General features: G+C 61.7%; 21 protein-coding genes. 8 read left to right on the top strand and 13 right to left on the bottom strand.

Annotated features, from left to right (window positions below; translation table 11 throughout):
- Window positions 1-127: 127 nt before the first annotated feature.
- From IB266_RS01965 to IB266_RS01955, 3 genes are all read right to left on the bottom strand, one after another.
- Window positions 128-1372, bottom strand: coding sequence for a lipoprotein-releasing ABC transporter permease subunit (locus IB266_RS01965; protein ID WP_072407805.1), 1245 nt, complete (start codon window positions 1370-1372; stop codon window positions 128-130).
- A 63-nt stretch (window positions 1373-1435) separates the two neighbouring features.
- Window positions 1436-2119 (bottom strand): lipoprotein-releasing ABC transporter ATP-binding protein LolD, encoded by a 684-nt coding sequence (gene lolD, locus IB266_RS01960; protein WP_162843734.1) that lies wholly within the window; start codon window positions 2117-2119, stop codon window positions 1436-1438.
- Between the two features lie 7 nt (window positions 2120-2126).
- Window positions 2127-3377, bottom strand: coding sequence for a lipoprotein-releasing ABC transporter permease subunit (locus tag IB266_RS01955; protein ID WP_092166585.1), 1251 nt, complete (start codon window positions 3375-3377; stop codon window positions 2127-2129).
- A gap of 94 nt (window positions 3378-3471) precedes the next feature.
- Between IB266_RS01955 and IB266_RS01950 the strand changes: the two genes are divergently transcribed.
- A complete protein-coding gene (locus IB266_RS01950; RefSeq protein WP_103308894.1) occupies window positions 3472-4068 on the top strand; it encodes a PilZ domain-containing protein in 597 nt (198 codons plus the stop codon).
- Window positions 4065-4787 (top strand): glycerophosphodiester phosphodiesterase, encoded by a 723-nt coding sequence (locus tag IB266_RS01945; RefSeq protein ID WP_072407809.1) that lies wholly within the window; start codon window positions 4065-4067, stop codon window positions 4785-4787. The genes IB266_RS01950 and IB266_RS01945 overlap by 4 nt, the downstream gene beginning before the upstream one ends.
- A gap of 42 nt (window positions 4788-4829) precedes the next feature.
- On the opposite strand, the gene sthA is transcribed toward IB266_RS01945, so the two are convergent.
- Complete coding sequence (gene sthA, locus IB266_RS01940) at window positions 4830-6224, bottom strand: Si-specific NAD(P)(+) transhydrogenase (RefSeq protein WP_003183399.1); 1395 nt, start codon at window positions 6222-6224, stop codon at window positions 4830-4832.
- Window positions 6225-6435: 211 nt separating this feature from the next.
- Window positions 6436-7425, bottom strand: a complete 990-nt coding sequence (locus IB266_RS01935; RefSeq protein ID WP_192260118.1) for an FAD:protein FMN transferase — start codon at window positions 7423-7425, stop codon at window positions 6436-6438.
- A 254-nt stretch (window positions 7426-7679) separates the two neighbouring features.
- On the opposite strand from IB266_RS01935, the gene IB266_RS01930 reads away from it, so the two are divergent.
- Window positions 7680-8978, top strand: a complete 1299-nt coding sequence (locus tag IB266_RS01930; RefSeq protein ID WP_192259813.1) for an MFS transporter — start codon at window positions 7680-7682, stop codon at window positions 8976-8978.
- Between the two features lie 167 nt (window positions 8979-9145).
- Here the strand turns inward: IB266_RS01930 and IB266_RS01925 are convergent, their stop codons facing one another.
- Entirely contained in the window at window positions 9146-10609 is a 1464-nt protein-coding gene (locus tag IB266_RS01925) for a glyceraldehyde-3-phosphate dehydrogenase (protein ID WP_060738403.1), read from the bottom strand.
- A gap of 168 nt (window positions 10610-10777) precedes the next feature.
- On the opposite strand from IB266_RS01925, the gene mfd reads away from it, so the two are divergent.
- From mfd to IB266_RS01910, 3 genes are read left to right on the top strand one after another with little or no spacing between them, the layout of a single operon-like run.
- On the top strand, window positions 10778-14227 hold the full coding sequence (gene mfd, locus IB266_RS01920) for a transcription-repair coupling factor (protein WP_192259811.1): 3450 nt from the start codon (window positions 10778-10780) through the stop codon (window positions 14225-14227).
- 10 nt (window positions 14228-14237) lie between these two features.
- Window positions 14238-14804, top strand: a complete 567-nt coding sequence (locus IB266_RS01915) for a CsiV family protein (RefSeq protein WP_192259808.1) — start codon at window positions 14238-14240, stop codon at window positions 14802-14804.
- Between the two features lie 11 nt (window positions 14805-14815).
- Window positions 14816-17509 (top strand): DEAD/DEAH box helicase, encoded by a 2694-nt coding sequence (locus IB266_RS01910; RefSeq protein WP_192259806.1) that lies wholly within the window; start codon window positions 14816-14818, stop codon window positions 17507-17509.
- A gap of 586 nt (window positions 17510-18095) precedes the next feature.
- Here IB266_RS01910 and nagZ read toward each other — a convergent pair.
- Together nagZ and IB266_RS01900 are read right to left on the bottom strand one after the other, a co-directional pair.
- Complete coding sequence (nagZ, locus tag IB266_RS01905; RefSeq protein WP_177431707.1) at window positions 18096-19094, bottom strand: beta-N-acetylhexosaminidase; 999 nt, start codon at window positions 19092-19094, stop codon at window positions 18096-18098.
- Between the two features lie 183 nt (window positions 19095-19277).
- Window positions 19278-19985, bottom strand: coding sequence for a TetR/AcrR family transcriptional regulator (locus IB266_RS01900; RefSeq protein ID WP_013692622.1), 708 nt, complete (start codon window positions 19983-19985; stop codon window positions 19278-19280).
- A gap of 241 nt (window positions 19986-20226) precedes the next feature.
- On the opposite strand from IB266_RS01900, the gene lexA reads away from it, so the two are divergent.
- Both lexA and sulA read left to right on the top strand, forming a co-directional pair.
- Entirely contained in the window at window positions 20227-20835 is a 609-nt protein-coding gene (gene lexA / locus IB266_RS01895) for a transcriptional repressor LexA (protein ID WP_003199651.1), read from the top strand.
- Window positions 20836-20845: 10 nt separating this feature from the next.
- Entirely contained in the window at window positions 20846-21319 is a 474-nt protein-coding gene (sulA, locus tag IB266_RS01890) for an SOS-induced cell division inhibitor SulA (protein ID WP_060738408.1), read from the top strand.
- A 71-nt stretch (window positions 21320-21390) separates the two neighbouring features.
- Here the strand turns inward: sulA and IB266_RS01885 are convergent, their stop codons facing one another.
- The 5 genes from IB266_RS01885 to fadA all read right to left on the bottom strand — a co-directional run bounded on the left by IB266_RS01885 (window position 21391) and on the right by fadA (window position 26740).
- Window positions 21391-21624: a hypothetical protein gene (locus tag IB266_RS01885; protein WP_003183419.1), complete on the bottom strand. Its 234-nt coding sequence runs from the start codon at window positions 21622-21624 to the stop codon at window positions 21391-21393.
- Between the two features lie 106 nt (window positions 21625-21730).
- Window positions 21731-22255: a DUF6586 family protein gene (locus IB266_RS01880; protein ID WP_060738409.1), complete on the bottom strand. Its 525-nt coding sequence runs from the start codon at window positions 22253-22255 to the stop codon at window positions 21731-21733.
- 236 nt (window positions 22256-22491) lie between these two features.
- A complete protein-coding gene (gene topA, locus IB266_RS01875) occupies window positions 22492-25104 on the bottom strand; it encodes a type I DNA topoisomerase (RefSeq protein WP_192259804.1) in 2613 nt (870 codons plus the stop codon).
- Between the two features lie 115 nt (window positions 25105-25219).
- On the bottom strand, window positions 25220-25456 hold the full coding sequence (locus IB266_RS01870) for a DUF1653 domain-containing protein (protein ID WP_060738411.1): 237 nt from the start codon (window positions 25454-25456) through the stop codon (window positions 25220-25222).
- A gap of 108 nt (window positions 25457-25564) precedes the next feature.
- Window positions 25565-26740 carry an acetyl-CoA C-acyltransferase FadA gene (fadA, locus tag IB266_RS01865; protein ID WP_024618393.1) on the bottom strand — a complete coding sequence of 392 codons (1176 nt, stop codon included), beginning with the start codon at window positions 26738-26740 and terminating at the stop codon, window positions 25565-25567.
- Between the last annotated feature and the right edge of the window lie 22 nt (window positions 26741-26762).

Raw genomic sequence — 26762 nt, 5'->3', positions numbered from 1 at the left:
GCGAAGCGGCCCCAAGACAGTCAATTCAATCAGCCTGATGTACCGAGCTATCAGGGTTTAGGGCTGCTTCGCAGCCCAGCGGGGATAAATCCCCTCGCCACAAGGGTCTCGCGGCCATCCTGAGTTATCAGGAATACCGCAACGCCTGCGCCGGTTCGATCTTCGCCGCGCGCCATGCCGGGTAGACGGTGGCGAGGAAGCTCAGGATGAACCCGGCCGAGCAGATCAGCACGACGTCGCCACGCTGCAGCTCCGACGGCAGGTTGCTGACGAAATACACATCGGAACTGAAGATGTGCTGGCCGCTGACCCGTTCCAGCCAGCCCACCAACGCACTGACGTTCAACGCCGCGATCACCCCCAGCACGCCACCGATGAGCGTGCCGACGACACCAATCACCGTGCCCTGGACCATGAAGATCGCCATGATCTGCCGCGGCGTGGCGCCGATGGTCCGCAGGATCGCGATGTCCGCGCCCTTGTCGTTCACCACCATGATCAGCGTGGCGATGATGTTGAACGCCGCCACCGCGACGATCATCAGCAACAGCAAGCCAATCATGGTTTTTTCCATTTTCATGGCGCTGAACAGGCTGCCCTGGGTATGAGTCCAGTCGTCAGCCTTGTAATCCGCGCCAAGGCCAGTGGCGATGTCACCGGACACCTTCGGCGCCGCGTACAAGTCTTTCACCGCCAGGCGCACGCTTTGCACCTGATTCGGCTGCCAATGCTGCATCTGCGCGGCGTCGGCCAGGTGGATCAGGGCCATGGAGCCGTCCAGTTCGGCGCCGACCTTGAACACACCCACGACGTTCAAGCGCTGCATCCGCGGCGTGATGCCCCCCGGGGCGGTGCTGACTTCCGGCACGATCAACGTCAGTTTGTCACCGACATTCAAACGGAAACGCCGGGCCGTGATCTCACCGATGACCACACCGTATTCGCCCGGCTTCAAGGCATCGAGACGCCCCTGGACGATATGCTGGGCAACGATGGACACTTTGCCTTCCTGGGCCGGATCGATGCCGCTGATCTGGATCGGCTGCATCGAACCTTTATGGCTCAGCATGCCTTCCATCTCGGTAAACGGCACGGCGGCGGTCACTTCAGGATTCTTCAGCGCCGCGGCGGCCACCGGCTGCCAGTCGTCGATCGGGTTCACACCGACGATCGTGGCGTGGGGCACCATGCCGAGGATGCGCGAGCTCATCTCGCGCTGGAAGCCGTTCATCACCGACAACACCACGATCATTGCCAGCACACCCAGGGCGAGGCCGATCATCGAGGTCATGGAGATGAACGAAACAAAGCGATTGCGGCGCTTGGCGCGGGTATAGCGCGTGCCGATAAAGATCGATAACGGTCTGAACATTCGCGGGGCACCGTATGAAAATAAAAGACCCGGCACTGTTTCCAAGTGTCGGGTTTCGGTCGGTCAGATGGGCGTCAGGCAACCTTCCTGCAAGTGCAGGACGCGGTCCATCTGCCGGGCCAGGTTCATGTCGTGGGTCACCACCAGGAACGCCGTGCGCATCGAGGTGCTGAGCTCCAGCATCAAGTCCTGGATGCCTTGGGCGGTGTGGGAGTCGAGGTTGCCGGTCGGCTCATCGAGCATCACCAGACCAGGCTTATTGACCAGGGCCCGGGCAATCGCCACGCGCTGGCGCTCGCCACCGGACAGTTCGGCCGGCTTGTGTTCCAGGCGATGCCCCAGCCCTACCCGCTCCAGCAACGCCGTGGCGCGCTGACGGGCCTCGGGAATCGCCGTGCGGCCGATCAACAGCGGCATGCAGACGTTTTCCAGCGCGGTGAACTCGGGCAGCAGATGGTGGAACTGGTAGACGAAACCCAGGGAGCGGTTGCGCAGCAGGCCACGGGCCTTCTCGTTCAGTGCCGACAGTTCTTCGCCGGCCAGCCAGACACTGCCGGCGGTTGGCGTATCCAGGCCGCCCAGCAGGTTGAGCAAAGTACTTTTGCCGGACCCGGAGGTGCCGACAATCGCCACGCGCTCGCCCGGGTGCAGTTCCAGTTGCAGGCCCGACAACACCACCACCGACTCCGGGCCTTCCTCGTAGGATTTGCCCAGGTTGCGGCAGCTCAAGATTGCTTTTTCACTCATGCCCGACTCACTCATAACGTAACGCCTCCGCAGGCTGGGTGCGCGCGGCACGCCAGGCAGGATACAGGGTGGCGAGGAAACTCAGGACCAACGCGGCGCCGCAGACCATCAACACGTCATCGGACTGCAACTGCGATGGCAGGTAGTCGATGAAGTACACGTCGGCGTTGAGAAACTTGTGCCCGATCAGGCCTTCGAGGGCGGCAATCGCGGCGCTGACATTAAGTGCGGCGAACATCCCGACCAGGGCCCCCACGAACGTACCGATCACGCCAATGACCGTGCCCTGGACCATGAAGATCCGCATGATCTGCCCTGGCGTGGCACCGAGGGTGCGCAAGATCGCGATGTCGCCCTTCTTGTCGTTCACCACCATCACCAGCGTGGAGATGATGTTGAACGCCGCCACGGCGACAATCAGCAACAGCAGCAGGCCGATCATGGCTTTTTCCATGCGGATCGCCTGGTACAGGTTGCCGTGGGTGCGGGTCCAGTCCCGGGCGTAGTAGCGGTCTTCGCCAAGCTGCTGGGCGATGGTCCAGGCCACACGCGGGGCCTGGAACAGGTCATCGAACTTCAACCGCAGGCCCTGGACCTGATCCGGTTTCCAGCGATGCAGGCGAGCCAGGTCCTGAAGGTTGGTGACCCCCAGGTAACCGTCCAGCTCGCCGGCGCCGACATGAAAGATGCCGACCACGGTAAAGCGTTTCATGCGAGGGAACATGCCGCCCGGGGTCACGGTGACCTCCGGGGCGACGAAGGTCAGCTTGTCGCCGATGGCAACGCCGAGCTTGGCCGCGGCCTTGTCGCCGATGACGATGCCGAAGCTGCCGGGCGCCAGGTCGTCGAGTTTGCCCTGCTGCATGAAGTTATCGATGATCGACACCTGCCGCTCGAGTCCGGGGTCGATGCCATTGAGCAACACCTTGGACACCTTGCCGTCGTTGGTCAGCAACCCCTGCATCTGGATGAATGGCGCCACGGCCAGCACCTGCGGGTTCTGCTTGACCTTGGCGGCCAGACTCGGCCAATCGCTGATGGCTTCGCCGGTTTCGAGGGTCGCGTGGGGCACCATGCCCAGCACGCGGGTGCGCATCTCATGATCGAAGCCATTCATCACCGAGAGCACGACGATCATCACGACCACGCCAAGGGCCAGTCCGATGATGGACGTCAGGGAAATGAACGATACGAAATGATTGCGACGCTTTGCACGGGTATAACGCGTGCCGATAAATACGAAGAGAGGTCTGAACATGTCGGGGCTTGTTCGGAGGGAAAAGGAACGTCCTTGTGGCGGGGGTCACAAACCAGCTTTACACTCAGACCACCGCCGCTACCATGGGTTCGCCATGTCGACATTAGATGAAGAAGATCGCCGCGAATACTACCGTATCGAGGACACGATCGCACTGGAAATTCGGCCCCTCTCCATTCCTGAAGCTGCTGGCCAGGAAGTGTTGCAGGATGCTTCTCCACTGTTCAACCTGCTCAGTGAACTGCACCTGAGCGAATTCGAGTCACAGCACCTGCTGCGCCAGATCAGCGAGCGCGAACGCAGCGTCGCGGCGTACCTCAAGGCGATGAACAAACGCATCGACCTGCTCAGCCAGGTCATTGCCCTGACGGTGCTCGGCGAAATCGGCGAGCCACAGCCGGTGATCATTTCCGAAGGCGGCGTCGACTTCCAATACCCCACCCCAATCGCCGTCGGCGCCCACTTGTCGATCAAGCTGGTGCTGATGCCCCAGGCCCTCGGCTTGCTGCTGCGGGCGCGGGTCACCCACTGTGACCCCAAGGGCGACGGCTACGACGTGGGCACCGAGTTCGAACGCCCCACCGACGCCCAGCGCCAGTTGCTGGCCCGCTACATCCTGCAGAAACAGGCGCAAGAACGGCGCCTGGCCCGGGAACTGACCGAATCAGGTATCAATAAGGAAGAACCGTGACCCTCATTTATGGCCACCGCGGCGCCAAGGGCGAAGCGCCGGAAAACACCCTGACCGGTTTTCAGGAGTGCCTCAAGCACGGCGTACGCCGTTGCGAGCTGGACCTGCATCTTTCGATGGACGGCGAGTTGATGGTCATCCACGACCCGACCCTCAAGCGCACCACGGACCGCCGCGGCAAGGTGGTGGAACATTCCGCCGCCGAGCTGGTGACCTACGATGCGCGCAAGGGTGGCCCGGGCTGGATCAAGCCATGCCCGATTCCGCGCCTGGAAGAGCTGTTCGAGACGTGTGATTTCGAGCATTGGCAGTTGGAGGTCAAGAGCGCTTCACGCACCCGCGCTGCGGCCACCGTGTTGGGGATCCGCGAAATGGCCCAGCGGTTCGGGCTGCTGGACAAGATCACCATCACGTCCAGTTCCCGGGAAGTGCTCAAGGCAGCCCTGGACTTGACCCCGGACATCTCCCGCGGACTGGTGGCCGAATACGCCTGGCTCGACCCGTTGAAGGTCGCCCAGAGCTACGGCTGCGAGATTCTGGCGCTGAACTGGACCCTGTGCACGCCGGAACGCCTGATCAAGGCGCAGCGCCAGGGGCTGCATGTGTCGGTGTGGACCGTCAACGAGCCCGCGCTGATGCGCAGGCTCGCCGACTTTGGCGCTGACAGCCTGATTACAGACTTTCCCGGTTTGGCCACTGCCACCCTCGGGAAGGGCTGAAATCGGTCTCCCCGGCCGGCTCAGGCCACCGGCCGGAGCCGCTCAAAAAAGCCGGTTGAGTCCGTCATAGGCCGCTACCCGATAGGCTTCGGCCATGGTCGGGTAGTTGAACGTGGTGTTGACGAAATACTTCAGCGTGTTCAGCTCGCCCGGCTGGTTCATGATCGCCTGGCCGATGTGCACGATCTCCGACGCCTGGTAGCCGAAGCAGTGCACGCCCAGCACTTCCAGGGTCTCGCGATGGAACAGGATCTTCAGCATGCCTTGCGGCTCGCCGGCGATCTGCGCGCGCGCCATGCTCTTGAAGAACGCCTTGCCCACTTCGTACGGCACCTTGGCCTGGGTCAGCTCCTGCTCGTTCTTGCCGATCGAGCTGATCTCGGGAATGGTGTAGATGCCGGTCGGCACGTCGTTGACGAAACGCCAGCTGCCGTTGTCGACAATGCTGCCGGCGGCCGAACGGCCCTGGTCGTGGGCGGCACTGGCCAGGCTCGGCCAGCCGATCACGTCACCGGCACCGTAGATGTTCGGCACGCAGGTGCGGTAGTTCTCGTCGACTTCGATCTGGCCGCGGCTGTTGACCTTCACGCCGATGTTTTCCAGGCCCAGGGTGTCGGTGTTGCCGGTACGGCCGTTGCACCAGAGCAAGGCATCGGCCTTGATCTTCTTGCCGGACTTGAGGTGCAGGATCACGCCATTGTCGACGCCTTCGACCCGGTCGTAGTCTTCATTGTGGCGCACGGTGATGTTGTTGTTACTGAAGTGATAGCTCAGGGCCTGGGAGATTTCCGAGTCCAGGAAGCTCAGCAACTGGCCGCGGTTATCCACCAGCTCCACCAGCACACCCAGGCCGCTGAAGATCGAGGCGTATTCGCAACCGATCACGCCGGCACCGTAGACGATGAGCTTACGCGGGGTGTGACCCAGGCTCAGGATGGTGTCGCTATCGTAGATCCGCGCATGGTTGAAATCGATGTCAGCCGGGCGATAGGGGCGCGAACCGGTGGCGATGATGATGTGCTTGGCCACCAGCTTCTCGACCACACCATTGCCGCAGACCACTTCGACCGTCTGCTCGTCGGCAAAGCTGCCCGTGCCGAAGAACACGTCCACGCGGTTGCGGGCGTAGTAGCCGGTGCGCGAGGCCACTTGCTTGGAGATCACCTTCTCGGCGCTCTTGAGCACGTCCGGGAAGGAGAACCAGCGCGGCTCGCCGATGGCCCGGAACATCGGGTTGGTGTTGAACTGCATGATCTGCCGGACCGAGTGACGCAAGGCCTTGGACGGGATGGTACCCAAGTGGGTGCAGTTGCCGCCGACCTGCCGACGGCTGTCGACCATCGCCACCTTGCGCCCTGCCTTGGCCGCGTTCATTGCCGCGCCTTCCCCCGCCGGGCCGGAGCCCAGTACCACCACGTCGTAGTTGTAGACAGCCATGCGTACTCCTCAGAACAGGCCGCGACGCCTCACTAGGCATCGACGGCTAAATCATGCCGGCCTGCGGCATGAAGGAACAATTTGGGGCCGGTTCACGAGCCCGGCCACAGTCTATAGAAGCGTCAACGCCGCGCACATTACCCCTTGGTCGCGTCGTAGGCTAGTTTTGCCTGCGCTATTTCGCCACAGGTGACCTTTCAGGGCGCTGTCATCATTGAGGTTTTCCGCCCGTCATCCGTTCAAATGCTTCATTGGTGCGAACGACGAAACGGTCATTGTCCCGCAATACGAAAAATACCCCGACGCCCTGTTTCTGGGCATAGTCCCAACCCCGTTCAGGGCCGAGAATCAGCAACAGCGTCGATAGTCCATCGGCCATCAGCGCCGAAGGATGAATCACCGTGACTGACGCCAGGTTGTGCAGGACCGGCGCACCAGTACGTGCATCAAAGGTGTGGGAATAACGCCGACCGTCCTGTTCGAAATAATGACGGTAGTCACCCGAGGTGGAAACGCCGTAGCCGTTGACCTCGATGATACGCTCCGCCACCTGCCGGTCATCCCGGGGCTCTTCCAGGGCGATGCGCCAGGCCGAACCATCGGGTTTGCGCCCAACCGCCTTGAGTTCCCCAGTGGCTTCGGCCAGGTAACTGTCGATGCCCAGGGCCTGGAGCCTGGCGGCGATGCGGTCGACGGCATAACCGGCGGCGATACTGTTGAAGTCGACTTCCACCGCGGCGTCCTTGCACAACCGGTCGTCCTCAATACGCAAATGACCATGACCGACACGCTGGCGCACCAAGGCCAAGGCTTCTGCAGTCGGCACTTTCTCTTCCCGGGACTGGGGCCCGAAGCCCCACAGGTTCAACAGCGGCTCCACGGTCAGATCAAAGGCGCCATCGCTTTGAACCGACAACTGCTCGCCCACGCGGATCAGCTCCAGGACCGGCCCAGGCATGACCTGGCAACTGTTGGCCGGCAATGCGTTGAAGCGCTCAACGTCCGAATCGCTGCGATAAGTCGAGAATTGCCGATCCACTTCGGCAAGGATGTTTTCCACCTCGACCTGCACCGTTTTCGGCGCGGGCCCGGCGGAATGCCTGACGTACTGAATGGAATAATGACTGCCCATGGTCGGGCCGTCGAAACGTTCCAGGGTGTCGCCGCTGCCACAACCGGACAACACGCCGGCCAGCACCACAAGCTTTCCCCACCGTCCAGTTAACAAATCTTCATCTCCCCTCAAAACCGCGCCGGCCATTATGAGCTTCAGCGCGTGCATGCGCGAACCTGTAGGCGCACACCTGTGGGAGCAAAGCTTGCTCGCGATGAACGATAACGCAGCCTTGCAGCTGGACCGTGTCGCATGCATCGCGAGCAAGCTTTGCTCCCACAGGCTGCCCCCACAGCGTACAAGCGCCCCCATACAAGATTTGCCAGAGTGAGTACCTACCCATGTCTTCCACCACGAGCAACGGCAAGGCGATTTTTCGCGTCGTCAGCGGCAACTTCCTGGAGATGTTCGACTTCATGGTCTACGGCTTCTACGCCACAGCCATCGCCAAGACGTTCTTCCCCGCCGACAGTGCGTTCGCCTCGCTGATGCTGTCCCTGGCCACGTTCGGTGCCGGGTTCCTGATGCGTCCCCTGGGGGCGATTTTTCTCGGTGCCTACATCGACCGCCATGGCCGTCGCAAAGGCTTGATCATCACCCTGGCGCTGATGGCCATGGGCACCATACTGATCGCCTGCGTGCCAGGCTATGCGACCCTCGGCGTGACGGCCCCCTTGCTGGTGCTGCTGGGCCGATTGCTGCAAGGCTTCTCCGCGGGCGTGGAGCTGGGTGGTGTGTCGGTCTACCTGGCAGAAATCTCCACGCCGGGACGCAAGGGTTTCTTTGTCAGTTGGCAATCCGCCAGCCAACAGGCGGCCGTGGTGTTTGCCGGCCTGCTGGGGGTTGGCCTCAATCACTGGCTGAGCCCCCAGGAGATGGGCGACTGGGGCTGGCGCGTACCGTTCCTGGTGGGCTGCATGATTGTCCCGGCCATCTTCATGATTCGTCGTTCGCTGGAAGAAACACCTGAATTCCAAGCAAGAAAACACCGCCCCAGCCTGTCGGAAATTGTCCGCTCCATCGGTCAGAACTTCGGAGTTGTCTTGGCCGGCATGGCGCTGGTGGTGATGACTACCGTGTCGTTCTACCTGATCACCGCCTATACACCGACCTTCGGCAAGGCCGAGTTGAACCTGTCGGACCTGGATGCGCTGCTGGTCACGGTGTGCATCGGCTTGTCGAATTTCTTCTGGCTGCCTGTGATGGGGGCGTTTTCCGACAAGATCGGACGCAAACCCCTGCTGCTCGGTGCGACGATCCTAGCGATCCTGACGGCCTATCCGGCGCTGTCCTGGCTGGTAGCCAACCCCAGCTTCAGCCATTTGCTGATCGTCGAGCTGTGGTTGTCGTTCCTGTACGGATCCTACAACGGTGCGATGGTAGTGGCCTTGACGGAAATCATGCCGGTTGAAGTGCGCACCACCGGTTTCTCCCTGGCCTACAGCCTGGCGACGGCAACGTTCGGCGGATTTACCCCGGCGGCCTGTACCTACCTGATCCATGTGCTCGACAACAAGGCTGCACCGGGGATATGGCTCAGTGGAGCGGCGGTGCTGGGGTTGATTGCGACCCTGGTGTTGTTCAAGGGCAATCGGCATGAATTGCGGACTGCGCAGGCCTCAGTCATCGGCGGCGCCTGACAGATCGCCATCGTCGGATCGCCGCCCGGAGCAAGCTCGCTCCCACAGGATGTACACGATCAAACTGTGGGAGCGAGCTTGCTCGCGATGAGGCCAGCCCAGACACCACAAAACCCGGACAAAAAAACGCCCCGACAAGTCGGGGCGTTTTCACAAGCAGCTAAGGCTTAGCGCGGGAACGCTGGCGGGTTTACCCCGGCCATGTCTTCCATCACGCGAACCACCTGGCAGCTGTAACCGAACTCGTTGTCGTACCAGACGTACAGGACAACACGGTTGTCTTGGCTGATGGTGGCCTCGGCATCCACGACACCGGCGTGGCGCGAGCCCACGAAGTCGGTGGACACCACTTCCTGGGAATTGACGAAGTCGATCTGCTTATGCAGATCGGAGTGCAGCGCCATGTAGCGCAGGTACTCGTTCATCTCTTCACGGGTGGCGGCTTTCTCGAGGTTCAGGTTGAGAATCGCCATCGACACGTTCGGCGTCGGCACGCGGATCGCGTTGCCGGTCAGCTTGCCGGCCAGTTCAGGCAGGGCCTTGGCGGCGGCGGTGGCAGCACCGGTCTCGGTGATGACCATGTTCAGCGCGGCGCTGCGGCCACGGCGATCGCCCTTGTGGAAGTTGTCGATCAGGTTCTGGTCGTTGGTGTACGAGTGAACCGTTTCGACGTGACCGTTGACGATGCCGAACTTGTCGTTCACTGCCTTGAGCACCGGCACGATGGCGTTGGTGGTGCAAGAGGCGGCGGAGACGATCTTGTCGTCAGCGGTGATGTCGCCGTGGTTGATGCCGTGAACGATGTTCTTCAGCTTGCCCTTGCCTGGCGCGGTCAGGACAACGCGGTCGACACCCGGGCAGGCCAGGTGCTGGCCCAGGCCTTCGGCGTCACGCCATACACCGGTGTTGTCCACCAGCAGCGCATCCTTGATACCGTACTGGGTGTAGTCCACCTCGGTCGGGTTCTTCGCGTAGATCACCTGGATCAGGTTGCCGTTGGCGGTGATGGTGTTGTTTTCTTCGTCGATGGTGATGGTGCCGTTGAACGAACCATGGACCGAGTCACGGCGCAGCAGGCTGGCACGCTTGGTCAGGTCGTTCTCGGCGCCCTTGCGCACCACGATGGCCCGCAGGCGCAGGCCGTCGCCACCACCGGTTTTTTCGATCAGGATGCGCGCCAGCAGACGGCCGATACGACCGAAGCCGTACAGGACCACGTCAGTGCCTTTGCGAGCCGAAACGTTCTGCTGGCCAACCACATCAGCCATCTCTTCGCGCACGAACTGCTCGGCGCTACGGCCATTGCCTTCGTTGCGGAATTTGAACGCCAACTTGCCCAGGTCCACCGACGCCGCGCCGAGCTTGAGCTCGCTCATGGCCTTGAGCAGAGGGAATGTTTCGTGGACGGAGAGTTCGCTGTCGTCGGAAGAACGGTGGCGAGCAAAGCGGTGGGCTTTGAGGATCGCGATGACAGACTGGTTGATCAGGCTGCGGCCATAGATCGAGCTCACCACGTTGTTATTGCGGTAGAGCTGACCGATGAGAGGGATCATCGCTTCGGCGAGCGCTTCACGATCAATCCATTCACCAAGACACTGGTCGGGCTTCTGAGTCACGGTAACCTTCCACATGTAGGGGCTGAAAAAAGGGGCTACATTATGCCGCCGAGTCCTCGGCGGAGCAATGCGCGCCCGTCGCGCCGTGGTTTTCCTGCCGGCCAGGGTAGTCTGCGACTGACAGCAGCCCCCTTCCCCCGCTACAATTGTCGACTTTGTCGCAATGCTGGAGCTCAATCTTCCGTGCCCGTTCTGCGTCTTCCGCTTCTCCCTGCCGCGGCAGGTAAACAGCACTGGGGCAACCTGCCCGGTGCCGCCCTGAGCCTGGCCATCGCCGAGGCTGCCAGCGCTGCAAAGCGTTTTACCCTGCTGCTGACCGCCGACAGCCAAAGCGCCGAACGGTTGGAACAGGAGCTGAGTTTTTTCGCTCCGGATTTGCCGGTCTTGCATTTCCCGGACTGGGAAACCCTGCCCTACGACCTGTTTTCACCGCACCAGGACATCATTTCCCAGCGAATCGCCAGCCTTTATCGGCTGCCGGAGCTCAGTCATGGCGTTTTGGTAGTGCCGATCACCACGGCCCTACATCGCCTGGCTCCGACCCAATTCCTGCTCGGCAGCAGCCTGGTGCTGGACATCGGCCAGAAGCTCGATGTCGAGCAAATGCGCACCCGCCTCGAGGCCAGTGGCTATCGTTGCGTCGACACGGTGTACGAGCACGGCGAGTTCGCGGTGCGTGGCGCCTTGATCGACCTGTTCCCGATGGGCAGCAAACTGCCCTATCGCATCGACCTGTTCGATGACGAAATCGAGACCCTGCGCACCTTCGACCCGGAAAATCAGCGCTCCATCGACAAAGTGCAGTCGATCCGCCTGTTGCCGGCCAAGGAATTCCCGCTGCAGAAAGACGCCGTGACCCGTTTCAAGGCGCGCTTTCGCGAGCGCTTCGATGTGGATTTCCGCCGCTGCCCGATCTTCCAGGACCTGAGCAGCGGGATCACCCCCGCCGGTATCGAGTATTACCTGCCGTTGTTTTTCGAAGAAACCTCCACCCTGTTCGATTACCTGCCCCAGGACACCCAGGTGTTCTCCCTGCCGGGCATCGAGCAGGCGGCGGAAAACTTCTGGAACGACGTGCGCAACCGCTACGAAGAGCGTCGCGTCGATCCTTCCCGGCCTTTATTACCGCCGGCCGAACTGTTCCTGCCGGTGGAAGACTGCTTTGCCCGCCTCAAGAGCTGGCCGCGGGTGGTGGCAAGCCAGCAGGACGTGGAAACCGGCGTCGGCCGTGAACGCTTCCCGGCCAAGGCGTTGCCGGACCTGGCCATCGAAGCCAAGGCCACGCAGCCATTGGCGGCACTGGCGAACTTTCTCGACGCATTCCCTGGTCGCGTCCTGTTCACCGCCGAATCCGCGGGGCGTCGCGAAGTGCTGCTGGAACTGCTCGAACGCCTGAAGCTGCGTCCGAAGACAGTGGACAGCTGGCCGGACTTCGTCGCCGGCAAGGATCGCCTGGCGATCACCATCGCGCCGTTGAACGACGGCCTGGTCCTGGATGACCCGGCCCTGGCACTGGTGGCGGAAAGTCCTTTGTTCGGCCAGCGTGTCATGCAGCGCCGCCGTCGCGAGAAACGCGCCGACGCCGCCAACGACGCCGTCATCAAGAACCTCACCGAGCTGCGCGAAGGCGCGCCGGTGGTGCACATCGACCACGGCGTGGGCCGCTACCTGGGCCTGGCGACACTGGAAATCGACAACCAGGCAGCCGAGTTCCTGACCCTGGAATACGCCGAGGGCGCCAAGCTCTACGTGCCGGTGGCGAACCTGCACCTGATCGCCCGCTACACCGGCAGCGACGACGCCCTCGCCCCACTGCATCGCCTGGGCTCGGAAACCTGGCAGAAAGCCAAGCGCAAGGCGGCCGAACAGGTGCGCGACGTGGCCGCCGAACTGCTGGACATTTACGCCCGTCGCGCCGCCCGCGAGGGCTACGCCTTCGCCGATCCGAAAGCCGACTACGAAACCTTCAGCGCCGGTTTCCCGTTCGAAGAAACCGTCGATCAACAGACCACCATCGAAGCCGTGCGCGCCGACATGCTCGCGCCCAAGCCCATGGACCGACTGGTGTGCGGCGACGTGGGCTTCGGCAAGACCGAAGTGGCGATGCGCGCCGCGTTCATTGCCGTGCACGGTGGCAAACAGGTGGCGATCCTGGTCCCGACCACCCTGCTCGCCCAGCAGCACTACAACAGTTTCCGCGACCGCTTCGCCGACTGGCCGGTGACCGTGGAAGTGATGAGCCGCTTCAAATCCACCAAGGAAGTGAACGCCGCCGTGGCCGAACTGGCCGAGGGCAAGATCGACATCGTCATCGGCACGCACAAGCTGCTGCAGGACGACGTGAAGATCAAGAACCTGGGGCTGGTGATCATCGACGAAGAACACCGTTTTGGCGTGCGCCAGAAAGAACAGCTCAAGGCCCTGCGCAGCGAAGTCGACATCCTGACCCTGACCGCCACGCCGATCCCCCGCACACTGAACATGGCGGTGTCAGGCATGCGCGACCTGTCGATCATCGCCACGCCGCCGGCCCGACGCCTGTCGGTGCGCACCTTTGTCATGGAGCAGAACAAAAGCACGGTCAAGGAAGCCCTGCTGCGTGAGCTGCTGCGTGGTGGCCAGGTCTATTACCTGCACAACGACGTGAAGACCATCGAGAAATGCGCCGCCGACCTGGCCGAACTGGTGCCGGAAGCGCGCATCGGCATCGGCCACGGGCAGATGCGCGAACGTGAACTCGAACAGGTGATGAGCGACTTCTACCACAAGCGCTTCAACGTATTGATCGCCTCGACCATCATCGAGACCGGCATCGACGTACCGAGCGCCAACACCATCATCATCGAGCGCGCCGACAAATTCGGCCTGGCCCAGTTGCACCAGTTGCGCGGCCGGGTCGGTCGTAGCCACCACCAAGCCTATGCCTACCTGTTGACGCCACCGCGCCAGCAGATCACCCCGGATGCGGAAAAGCGCCTGGAAGCCATCGCTAACACCCAGGACCTCGGCGCCGGCTTCGTGCTGGCCACCAACGACCTGGAAATCCGTGGCGCCGGCGAATTGCTCGGCGACGGCCAGAGTGGCCAGATCCAGGCCGTCGGCTTCACCCTGTACATGGAAATGCTCGAACGCGCAGTCAAGTCGATCCGCAAGGGCGAGCAGCCGAACCTCGATCAACCCCTGGGCGGCGGGCCGGAAATCAATCTGCGTGTGCCGGCGTTGATCCCGGAAGACTACCTGCCGGACGTCCACGCACGGCTGATTCTCTACAAACGCATCGCCTCGGCCAGCGACGAGGAAGGCCTCAAGGACCTGCAGGTGGAGATGATCGACCGCTTCGGCCTGCTGCCGGAACCGACCAAGAACCTGGTGCGAACCACGCTGCTCAAGCTCAAGGCCGAGCAACTGGGCATCAAGAAAGTCGATGGCGGCCCCAACGGCGGCCGGATCGAGTTCGAAGCCCAGACTCCGGTCGACCCGCTGGTGCTGATCAAGTTGATCCAAGGCCAGCCCAAACGCTACAAGTTCGAAGGGGCCACGATGTTCAAATTCATGGTGCCCATGGAACGCGCGGAAGAGCGTTTCAATACCGTAGAGGCGCTGTTCGAGCGCCTCACTCCGACCACTGCTTGAAGGACGCCCCATGCGCCTGTTTCGCTCACTGACCTTGCTGTTGACCCTGGTCGCTCCCCTGGCGTTTGCCGCCGACCTGTATCAGGTTGAAATGATTCTGGTCCGCCAGAACGCCGAACCGGCGATTGTCAGCCGTGCCGCACCGGAAGACTGGGACGCCGGCGCGCAACGCCTGGGCGCGGACAGCCAGCGCACACCGGCCCTGGGCAACATCGTCGAGAAACTCACCGCCAGCGGCCAATACACGGTATTGATGCACAAGGCCTGGCAGCAGACCCTCGGTGAACAGGGACGCAAAGTCGCCATCAGCGATGGTGCCGAACAGTATGGGCAATTTCCCATCGAGGGCACCCTGGAACTGAAACTGGGCCGTTTCACCGACGTGGATGCCGATTTCTGGATCAACCAGATCGACGCCAATGGCCTGGTCACTGCCAGCGAGCGCCTCAAACAGCAGAGCCATACCAAGAATGGCCAACTGAATTTCCTCGATAACGGCCACCTCGGCCTGCTGATCAAGATCACCTCGCTGACCGCGCCCGCGCCACGGCAGGCACCTGAAGTCATTCCGGACTGATTGGCGCGCCTATGCCCTCGCCCCTGAGCAAACCCCTGGCACCTTCCTGGGTCAATCGATTCAAGGAACAGAGCCTGGAGCGCGGGCGCCGTTATGCGCTGGAAAACCGCGTCAGGATCGTCGAGGCCGGCGACAGCACCATCACCGCCAGTTGCGAAGGCTCTGGCGGCAACGTCTACCATCAGACCATTCGCCTTAAAGAGTCAGCCAAGGGCGCGCTGATTCTGCTCGAAGCCGCGTGCTCCTGCCCAGTGCGCATCAACTGCAAGCACTGCGCGGCAGTGTTGCTGCAAGTCCAGGAAACCCTGGCCTACCCGGCCGCCGAAAAAGACGCGCAATTGCTGGAAAAACTCCAGGCCGTGCTGGACAACCGCAGCCCCAAGGCCCCACCGCAAGTGCTGGTGGACAACGTACAACCGGTGCCGCGCCTATGGCTGGCCAGTATCGAGTTCAGCGCCTTCGAGCCACGCAACGGCAAGATGCAACGCTACATCCAGCACCGCGCCGCCTTGTCCTTCAGCTATCTGGACGAGTACGTCAGCGGCCAGCGCAACACCGACGTGCTGATTCGCCAGGAAACCCAGACACTGCGGATAAAACGCCACACCGATGTGGAACAGTCCTACCGCGAACAGCTGAGAATCCTCGGTTTCAAGGTCGCGACCCGACAAAGCAAGGCCCTGCCGGAAAGCGCTGGCGAACTGTACGAAATGGTCAACGACAGCGCCTGGCTGACGTTCACCCTCAACGACCTGCCGAAACTGCGCACCCAGGGTTGGGAATTGCAGATCGACGAGGACTTCGGCTTCGACCTGACGGCCGTGGACGAATGGTACGCCACGGTCGAGGAAACACCGGAACGGGATTGGTTCGACCTGGAACTGGGGATCATCGTTAACGGCGAGCGCCTGAGCCTGCTGCCGATCCTGTTGAACCTGATGCGCTCGCACATCGAGTTGTTCAACCCGGAACGCTTGGCCAGGCGTCGGGACGATGAACTGATTCTGGTCAACCTGCCCAACCGTCCGAACTCGGAGTTCGGTCCGCAGCAGGTGGCCCTGCCCTATGGCCGGCTGAAACCGGTGCTGGCGACCCTGGGCGAGTTCTACCTGCAAGAACCCGGCACCACCAAACTGCGCCTCAACAGCGCGGACGCCTTGCGCCTGAACCCGCTGCAGGACATGCCACTGACCTGGGAAGGTGGCGAACACATTCGCGGCCTGGCCCAGCGCCTGCGGGACATCAAGGATTACACCACCACCGCGCCGGAAGGCCTGAACGCGACGCTACGGCCTTATCAACTCGAAGGCTTGAGCTGGATGCAATCACTGCGACAACTGGAAGTCGGCGGCATCCTCGCGGACGACATGGGCCTGGGTAAGACCCTACAGACCCTGGCGCACATTCTCAGCGAAAAAAACTCCGGGCGCCTCGATCGCCCGTGCATGGTGGTGATGCCCACCAGCCTGATCCCCAACTGGCTCGACGAGGCCGCTCACTTCACGCCGCAACTCAAGGTACTGGCCCTGTATGGCGCCGGGCGCAAAAAGCATTTCGAACGACTGGCCGATTACGACCTGGTCCTCACCACCTATGCCCTGCTACCCAAGGATGTCGAGCGCCTGGCCGCGCAGCCATTGCACGTGCTGATCCTCGATGAAGCCCAGTACATCAAGAACCCCACCAGCAAAGCCGCCCAGGCCGCCCGCGAGCTGAACGCCCGCCAGCGGCTGTGCCTGTCCGGTACGCCCCTGGAAAACCACCTGGGCGAATTGTGGTCGTTGTTTCACTTCCTGCTGCCGGGCTGGCTCGGGGACGTCAAGAGTTTCAACCGCGATTACCGCGTACCGATCGAAAAGCGCGGCAGCGATGTAAGACTGCAGCACCTCAACGGTCGGATAAAACCCTTCCTGCTGCGCCGGACCAAGGAACAAGTGGCGACCGAGCTGCCGCCCAAGACCGAGATCATCCATTGGGTCGAACTCAGCGATGCCCAGCGGGACGTCTACGAAACCATGCGCCTGGCGATGGACAAGAAGGTCCGCGACGAGATCACTCGCAAAGGTGTGGCCCGTAGCCAGATCATCATTCTTGAGGCACTGCTCAAGCTGCGCCAGGTGTGTTGCGACCTGCGCCTGATCAACGACGCCACCCTGCCCGCCCGAGGCAGCACCTCGGGCAAGCTCGACAGCCTGATGGAAATGCTCGACGAGCTGTTTGAAGAAGGCCGTCGGGTGCTGCTGTTCTCCCAGTTCACGTCCATGTTGGCGCTGATTGAAGATGAGCTGAAGAAACGCGGCGTCGATTACGCCATCCTGACCGGCCAGACCCGGGACCGTCGCACGCCCGTCAAGGAATTCCAGAGTGGCAAGCGTCAGATCTTTCTGATCAGCCTGAAGGCCGGTGGTGTAGGCCTGAACCTGACCGAGGCCGACACGGTGATTCACTACGACCCATGGTGGAACCCGGCCACCGAAAACCAGGCTACCGACCGTGCCTACCGCATCGGCCAGGAGAAGCCGGTGTTCGTCTACAAGCTGATAGCCCGAGGCACGGTGGAAGAGAAGATCCAGCTGCTGCAAAAGGAAAAGTCCGACCTCGCGGCCGGCGTGCTGGACGGACGCGTGGCCGGAGATTGGAAATTGCAGAGCGACGATATCGAGGCGCTGTTCGCGCCGCTGCCGGACAAACTGGAAAAGCGCTGACCCCCCTCAATTCCTGTGGGAGCCGAGCTTGTCGCGATGGCGGTGGTTCAGCGGGCGCGGATGTTGACTGTACTGCCGTCATCGCGAGCAAGCTCGGCTCCCACAGGGGAGTTGCGGTGTTCATATAACCTGGGCCCACCACACTTCCAATGTGGGAGCGAGCTTGCTCGCGATGGCGGTGGTTCAGCGGGCGCGGATGTTGACTGTGCTGCCGTCATCGCGAGCAAGCTCGCTCCCACAGGGGAGTTGCGGTGTTCACACAACCTGAGTCCACCACACTTCCAATGTGGGAGCGAGCTTGCTCGCGATGGCGGTGGTTCAGCGGGCGCGGATGTTGACTGTACTGTCGTCATCGCGAGCAAGCTCGGCTCCCACAGGGGAGAGGCGGTGTTCATATAACCTGAGTCCACCACACTTCCAATGTGGGAGCGAGCTTGCTCGCGATGGTGGTGGTTCAGCGGGCGCGGATGTTGACTGTACTGCCGTCATCGCGAGCAAGCTCGCTCCCACAGGGGAGTTGCAGTGTTCACATAACCTGGCCCACCACACTTCCAATGTGGGAGCCGAGCTCCCACATTGCTCAGCGCTAATCAATCAGCTGGGCAGCCCTCAGCGCGCCGAGCGCCGCCAGCCAGCGAGGGTCCTGGCGATATTCCGTTGAAGCATAGGCCTGGCCGCGCATACGGGCGATCCGCGCCGAAGGCTTGACCTTCAGGCGCTGGGCAGCGCTCAAGGCCAACTCCGCGGCGGCGCGATCATTGCACACCAGCCCCATGTCGCAACCCGCCGTCAACGCCGCCTCGATACGACTGGCGGCATCACCGACCACATGCGCACCGGCCATCGACAGGTCATCACTGAAGATCACGCCCTCGAATTGCAACTCGCCGCGCAGGATGTCCTGCAACCAGCGGCGGGAAAACCCGGCTGGATTGGCGTCAACCTGCGGATAGATGACATGGGCCGGCATCACGGCGGCCAGTTGCTTGCTCAGCCTGGCAAACGGTACCAGGTCGTTGGCCCGAATCTGTTCGAGGCTGCGTTCATCGGTCGGAATCGCCACATGGGAATCGGCCTCGGCCCAGCCATGCCCCGGGAAGTGCTTGCCGGTGGCTGCCATGCCGGCGGCACTCATGCCACGGATGAAGGCACCGGCCAGCAACGCCGCGCGCTCGGGGTCGCCTTCGAAGGAACGACTGCCGACGACGGCGCTGCGCTGATAGTCGAGATCCAGCACCGGGGCAAAACTCAAGTCGAGACCGACCGCCAGCACTTCGGTGGCCATGATCCAGCCGCACTGCTCGGCCAGGTATTCAGCGTTCGGGTTGTCGGCTATCGCACGCATCGCCGGCAACCGCACAAAGCCCTGGCGCAGCCGCTGAACGCGACCACCTTCCTGGTCCACGGCCAATAGAAGATCAGGACGAATGGCGCGGATCGACGCGCTCAGCTCGCGCACTTGCCGCGGATGCTCGATATTGCGGGCAAAAATGATCAGGCCGCCTACTTCTGGCTGGCGCAACAGGTGGCGATCTTCGGCCGTCAGCCAGGTACCGGCGACGTCCACCATCAACGAGCCTTGCAGGCCAGCAGTCATAGCATTTCCTTAATAACGATGAACCCGCGCGGCGACACAGGCATGAGCAAACTGCCAGGCCCAGGGCCCGGCAGGTCGCGGTCATGCACTAAAGAATGGAACGGGTTCGAAACGAGAGTCGGCATGGGCGGCTAGCTTAGCGGATGTGGGCAACCGCGCCCACCCGTACACTCAAGCCTTGGCCAGCGCCGGCGTCGATTTGCTGCGTGGACGCAGTTGCGCGGCCGCCATGGCCTCATCGGTGACGCCACTCTCGGCACGCATGCCGGCCGCCAGGAACGGCACCATCAGGCGCATCACCTGCTCGATCGAGGTGTTCACGCCAAAATCGGTTTCAGCGATGGCCCGCAGCGCCTTGATCCCGGACATGCTGAACGCGGCGGCGCCGAGCATGAAGTGCACCCGCCAGAACAACTCGATGGGTGGGATGCGCGGTGCGGCTTCGTTGACCAACAGCATATAGCGACGGAACACCTTGCCGTACATGTCTTCCAGGTAACGCCGCAGGTGGCCCTGGCTCTGGCTGAAGGCCAGGCCCAGCAGGCGCATGAAAATGGACAGGTCGTTACCGCTGCGCGGTTGCACGACAAGGGCTTGCTCGACCAGGATTTCCAGCAGCTCTTCCAGGGTAGGCTTGACGTCAGGCTTGGCCTGGCGCCGCTCCAGTTCACGATCGAGGCTGAGGCAGAAAGGCCCGAGGAAACGTGAGAAGACCGCTTGGATCAAGGCTTTTTTCGAGCCGAAGTGATAGTTCACCGCCGCCAGGTTGACCCCGGCCTTGCTGGTGATCAGACGCAATGAGGTTTCGGCGAAACCTTTTTCCGCGAACAACTGCTCGGCAGCATCGAGAATGCGTTCAACGGTTTCCGACTGGGCCATGGTTACTCCGCCTGACAAACACTTGTTTGAAACATACGTTTCAGCCTAGGGGTTGTCAAGCCTGCCGGGGCGTTTTGCGAACGCCCGGTCACGTATTTAACCACACCTTTTCACAAGGGGTAGCCCTGCCCCATCCAACAACCCGACCGACCGTCCAGCGGCCTGTGGAAAAAGGAGGATTGCCAAGTGGCGTTCACTGTATATAATCCCAGTCACTGTATAAAAAGACAGAGCGATCAATATGCTAAAGCTGACGCCACGCCAAGCAGAGATTCTGGCCTTCATCAAACGCTGCCTCGAAGACAACGGCTACCCGCCGACCCGTGCGGAAATCGCCCAGGAACTGGGTTTCAAGTCGCCCAACGCCGCTGAAGAACATCTCAAGGCGTTGGCGCGTAAGGGCGCAATCGAAATGACCCCGGGCGCATCCCGTGGCATTCGTATCCCCGGTTTCGAAGCCAAGGCCGACGAAACCACCCTGCCGATCATCGGCCGGGTCGCGGCGGGCGCACCGATCCTTGCCCAGCAGCACGTCGAGGAATCCTGCAACATCAACCCTTCGTTCTTTCATCCCCGGGCCGATTACCTGCTTCGTGTACACGGCATGAGCATGAAGGACATCGGCATCTTCGACGGTGACCTCCTGGCCGTCCACACCACCCGCGAAGCCCGCAATGGCCAGATCGTGGTGGCGCGAATCGGCGACGAGGTGACCGTCAAGCGCTTCAAGCGCGACGGCAGCAAGGTCTGGCTCATTGCCGAGAACCCGGAGTTCGCCCCCATCGAAGTGAACCTGAAAGATCAGGACCTGGTCATCGAAGGCTTGAGCGTCGGCGTCATTCGCCGCTAAAGGAGGCTTTATGCAGTTCCCTCACACACCACAACACACACAACTTCCGCTGTTCGAGGCATTCATGGCCCAACCGCTGGTTCCAGTCCTGAAAGAGGTCATCGAGTCGCCCTGGGGCGTCGAACCCGAGGCCTTCAGCGAACTGTCGTTACGTGGTGCGGCCGGAAACTGCCTGAACCTGCTGGCGCCGATTCTGCGAGAACTCAGCCAGGACCAGGATGCTCGCTGGTTGACGCTGATCGCCCCACCGGCCAGCGTTACCCAGGCCTGGCTGCGTGACGCCGGCCTGAACCGTGAGCGCATCCTGTTGCTGCAGCCGCGGGGCACCCAAAGCGCCCAACAGTTGACTTGCGAGGCCTTGCGCCTGGGCCGTAGCCACACCGTGGTCAGCTGGCTCAACCCACTGACCACGGCCGCACGGCAACAGTTGATCAGCGCCGCCCGCACCGGGGACGCACAAAGCCTGAATATTCGATTGGGCTAAGACAAACGCGGGGCTTCTCCAAAGTAGAGAAGCCGACCAGCCACACTATTCAAAGAAGCCGACAGACGGGATCAGTGAAGAACCCGCGGCCCCTCTTCCTTGTTGAATTCGCCTTCAACCAGGCGACCTGCCATCTGGACGCCCACGCTCAGCATCGCCTTGGCGACTTCGACGTGTTGGCCCTGGAGGAATACCTTGGCATCTTCGGAGAAGTTCAAGGTAACCAGAGAACCCTCGTCCTCGGCCCTGCGCAGCTCGATGCGGCCATCAGGAAGTTCGACAATTTCTAGAAAGGACGTAGGCATAAAAGTCTGTTCTCCACGAAAGGCGAGGATTATATAGTCATCGGCCAGGCTCCGCTCGGGATCTTGACCAAGCGTTATCAACGAACGTAACGGGCCGAGGAGAAACTCAGCACTCGTTCAACCCTTCACGAAAGCGTATCGCCAGGCTCTTGAGGTTCTGGCGCCAGCTCTCCAGTTCCTCCCGGCTCAGCTCCTGCTCCGGGTCTTGCTCATCCAGATTGACCGCCACGATCAACGGCTGGGTCACGTCCCCCTTGGGCTTGCGCGGGGCCCGGGGCGGCTCGAACAGCGCCGCATGGGCCGCCAATAGCTTCGCAAGCCAGGTTTCCGGGTTATGCGCCAGCTCGACCATTTCGGCCAGTTCCGGAATCGCGATGGTTTCCAGCGCTTCGCGGGTCAACAGCAGCTCGGCTCGCGGGGCGTTTGCTTGTGGCAGGCGATAGAAACCAGCGATTTCATGGCACAACCCCAACAACGCTCCGTACAGGTGAAACAGCGCGGACTCACGTCCTGCCTGGAGCAGCGCCGGGGAATTCATCGCACGCCCGTCCTCGGCCCTGGTGAGTGCTTCGAGCGACAGGCCGGCGAAATAGATTTTCTGATTGGTGCGGGTATAGAGTTCGTGGGCCATGGCGGCATCTCCCCAACGAAATGAAAGCTTCACGCAAGTGCGACAGTGTCGTGGATCAACCGAGGCCACTGCAAGCCAAAAACAAAAAGGCCGCATGAAAACCTGTCGGTTGTCATGCGGCCTTTTTGTCAGGTCTATGCGGATTTAGCGATTGTAGAGGGCGGCTGCGCCGCCAGCGGGAGCAAGCTCCCTCGCCACAAGAGCCTCAACCCCGCCCTCCAGACAAGCCCTGGCGATCAGCGCTTGTCTTCAACGGTCCATTTACCGCCATCGTAGTACGCCTTCCAGCCGGTCGGCTTGCCGTCGACTTCGGTCTGCACGTACTGCTCCTTGGTCTTGCGGCTGTATCGAATGACTGCCGGGCGTCCTTCCGGATCCTTCTGCGGTGCCTCACAGAGGAAATGGTACTTCGGATCGATCTCATCCTTGTGCGGGAGGATTTCCATCACCAACGGTGCACGGGTCTCGCGGTTTTTCGGGAACTGGCTGGCCGCCAGGAACAGGCCGGAAGCGCCGTCACGCAGGATATAGGTGTCGTTGACCTTCTCGCACTTGAGCTCCGGCATTTTCACCGGGTCCATCTTCGGCGGCGCCGCGTCACCGCTCTTGAGCAGTTTGCGCGTGTTCTTGCAGGTCGGGTTGGTGCAGCCGAAGAACTTGCCGAAACGGCCGGTCTTGAGCTGCATCTCGCTGCCACACTTGTCGCACTCCAGGCTCGGGCCTTCGTAGCCCTTGATGCGATAAGTGCCCTCTTCAATCTCGTAGCCGGCACAGTCCGGATTGTTACCGCAGATGTGCAGCTTGCGCTTCTCATCCAGCAGGTAGGCATCCATCGCCGTGCTGCAGATCGGGCAGCGATGCTTGCCACGCAGCACCAGGGATTCCGATTCGCCCTCGTCGTCCGCAGCGATTTCGTCGCCCGGCACCAGGTTGACCGTCGCCTTGCAGCGCTCCTTGGGCGGCAGGCTGTAGCCCGAGCAACCGAGGAAGACACCGGTCGAGGCGGTACGGATTTGCATCGGACGGCCGCAGGTCAGGCACGGGATGTCGGTCATGACCGGCTGGTTGGCCCGCATGCCGTTGTCCGGGCTCTCCGCCACTTCAAGTTTTTTCTTGAAGTCGCCGTAGAACTCGTCGAGAACGTTTTTCCAGTCCCGCTCGCCCTGGGCCACATCGTCGAGGTTCTCTTCCATGCCGGCGGTGAAGCCGTAGTCCATCAGGTTCGAGAAGCTCTCGGACAAACGCTCGGTGACGATGTCACCCATCTTTTCCGAATAGAAACGACGGTTGTGCAGCGCCACGTAACCGCGGTCCTGGATGGTGGAAATGATGGCGGCGTAGGTCGAAGGACGACCGATGCCGCGCTTTTCCATTTCCTTGACCAGGCTGGCTTCGGAGTAACGGGCCGGCGGCTTGGTGAAGTGCTGGGTCGGATCGAGCTTGATCAGCTTCATCACGTCGCCCTGGGCCATGTCCGGCAGGACGTCGTCATCCCCAGGCTTGGTGATTTGCGGCATGACGCGGGTGTAGCCGTCGAACTTCAGGATGCGGCCCTTGGCACGCAACTCGAAGTCACCGGCACCGACGCTGACCGTGGTCGACAGGTATTGCGCCGGCAGCATCTGGCAAGCCAGGAACTGGCGCCAGATCAGCTCGTAGAGACGCTCGGCATCGCGCTCCATGCCCGACAGCTTGCTTGGCTCGGTGTTGGCGTCGGACGGACGAATCGCTTCGTGAGCCTCCTGCGCACCTTCCTTGCTGCTGTAGACGTTCGGCGTCTCCGGCAGGTACTTCTTGCCGAACTCGCTTTCTATATAAGTGCGCGCCATCGCCACGGCATCGACCGAAAGGTTGGTCGAGTCGGTACGCATATAGGTGATGTAGCCGGCTTCGTACAGACGCTGGGCCATCATCATCGTTTTCTTCACGCCAAAGCCCAGGCGGTTACTTGCGGCCTGTTGCAGCGTGGAGGTGATGAACGGCGCCGACGGCTTGCTGCTGGTCGGCTTGTCTTCGCGCTTGACGATGCTGTAGCTGGAAGCCTTGAGCTTCTCCAGCGCCGCCATGGCCTGGGCTTCGTTGAGTGGCTTGAAGGCCTCGCCCTTCTCGCGGGCCACGTCGAAGCGCACGGTCGCGCCCTTGGCGGTGCCGAGGTCGGCGTGGACTTCCCAGTACTCTTCAGGGATGAACGCGCGGATCTCACGCTCGCGCTCCACCACCAGCTTCACCGCAACCGACTGCACCCGACCAGCCGACAGGCCACGGGCGATCTTGGCCCACAGCAGCGGCGAGACCATGTAGCCCACCACGCGGTCGAGGAAGCGACGCGCCTGCTGGGCGTTGACCCGATCGATATCCAACTCGCCCGGTTGGGAGAAGGCTTCCTGGATGGCCTTCTTGGTAATTTCGTTGAACACCACGCGCTTGTAGCGGCTGTCATCCCCACCGATGGCTTCGCGCAGGTGCCAGGCAATGGCTTCCCCTTCGCGGTCCAAGTCCGTCGCGAGATAGATGGTGTCGGCATCCTTGGCGAGCCGACGCAGCTCTTCGATGACCTTTTCCTTGCCCGGGAGGATCTCGTACTTGGCTTTCCAACCGTGTTCCGGATCGACCCCCATGCGGGAAACCAGCTGCTTGCGCGCCTTGTCCTTGGGCGACAGCGCCGGCGCTTCACCGGCAGCAGCCTTGCCGCGCTTGGCGGCTGGCTCCTTGCTGGCGCTAGCCGAACCGCTGGTGGGCAGGTCTCGGATATGGCCGATACTCGACTTCACCACGTATTGGTTGCCCAGATACTTGTTGATGGTCTTGGCCTTAGCCGGGGATTCCACAATGACCAGCGATTTGCCCATGGATCAGAAAATTCCTGAATTCTAAAAAGTGAAAGGCGGTTGGCGCCTGACGCGGCACCGCTATATATAGTGGCTGCAAGGTGAGGTCAAGCGCAGGGTTGCCCGCATACCGGCCTCAAGGCGTGGAAAAAATGCTCTCCTCGGCCTGCACCAAAGCAAAGCGTGGCACCTGTTCGCCGTCAACCTCGACGGACTCCTGGAACATGCTCAAGGGACGCACCCAAAAGCCGTAATCGCCATACAGGGCTTGATAGAACACCACTTCTTCTTCGGTCTCGGAATGCCGCGCGATGCTGAATACGCGGTACTGCGGACCTTTGTAATGCTGGTAGAGCCCAGGTTGTATCGGCATGTCTTGGCCCTCACTCAAATCTTTTCAAAATAAAAACAAAATTTTTCTACTAAACCCGGAAAAAACAAAAACCGGGGCACTTGGCCCCGGCTTCCATCGACGCAACGCTTAGACGCGTTCGAAGACAGTGGCGATGCCCTGGCCGAGGCCAATGCACATGGTGGACACACCGAAGGTGCCGCCATTCTGCTTCATGACGTTGAGCAGCGTGCCGGAGATACGCGCACCGGAGCAACCGAACGGGTGACCCAGGGCGATCGCGCCGCCGTGCAGGTTAACCTTCTCGTTCATCTTGTCGAGCACTTTCAAATCTTTCAGCACAGGCAGGGCCTGTGCGGCGAAAGCTTCGTTGAGCTCGAAGAAGTCGATATCGGCAATACCCAGGCCTGCGCGCTTCAAGGCTTTCTGCGTGGCCGGTACTGGACCATAGCCCATGATCGCCGGGTCCACACCCGCCACGGCCATCGACCGGATCACCGCCATCGGCTGGATACCCAGGTCCTGGGCACGCTGGGCCGACATCACGATCATGCACGAAGCACCGTCGGTGATTTGCGACGAAGTACCGGCTGTCACGGTGCCGCCCTTCGGATTGAAGGCCGGCTTGAGGGCCGCCAGACTTTCCAGGGTGGTTTCCGGACGAATGGTTTCGTCGTAGTCGAACAGCTTCAGGAAGCCGTTCTCGTCGTAGCCCTGCATCGGGATGATCTCATCCTTGAACTTGCCTTCCACGGTCGCCTTGTGGGCGAGCTGGTGGGAGCGCACGCCGAAGGCGTCCTGCTGTTCGCGGGTGATGCCATGCATCTTGCCAAGCATTTCCGCAGTCAGGCCCATCATGCCCGAGGCTTTTGCCGCGTACAGCGACATGTGCGGGTTCGGATCGACGCCGTGCATCATGCTCACGTGGCCCATGTGCTCGACACCACCGACGACGAACACATCACCGTTGCCGGTCATGATCGCCTGGGCGGCGGTGTGCAGTGCGCTCATGGACGAACCGCACAGGCGGCTGACGGTCTGGCCCGCCGCAGTGTGAGGAATCTGGGTCATCAGCGAGGCCATGCGGGCGATGTTCCAGCCCTGCTCCAGGGTCTGGTTCACACAGCCCCAGATCACGTCTTCGACTTCGTTCGGGTCGACCTTGACGTTGCGCTCCAGCAGCTTGCTGATCAGGTGCGCCGACATGTCTTCGGCGCGGGTGTTGCGGTGCATGCCGCCCTTGGAGCGGCCCATCGGCGTACGACCGAAGTCGACGATCACGACGTCTCTAGGATTCAAGCTCATAAATGTTCTCTCGCTCTAGTCG

This window comes from Pseudomonas sp. Pdm06, assembly GCF_014851795.1.
GTDB classification, from domain to species: domain Bacteria; phylum Pseudomonadota; class Gammaproteobacteria; order Pseudomonadales; family Pseudomonadaceae; genus Aquipseudomonas; species Aquipseudomonas fluorescens_AA.
This window is presented reverse-complemented; position numbering and strand designations above follow the sequence as displayed.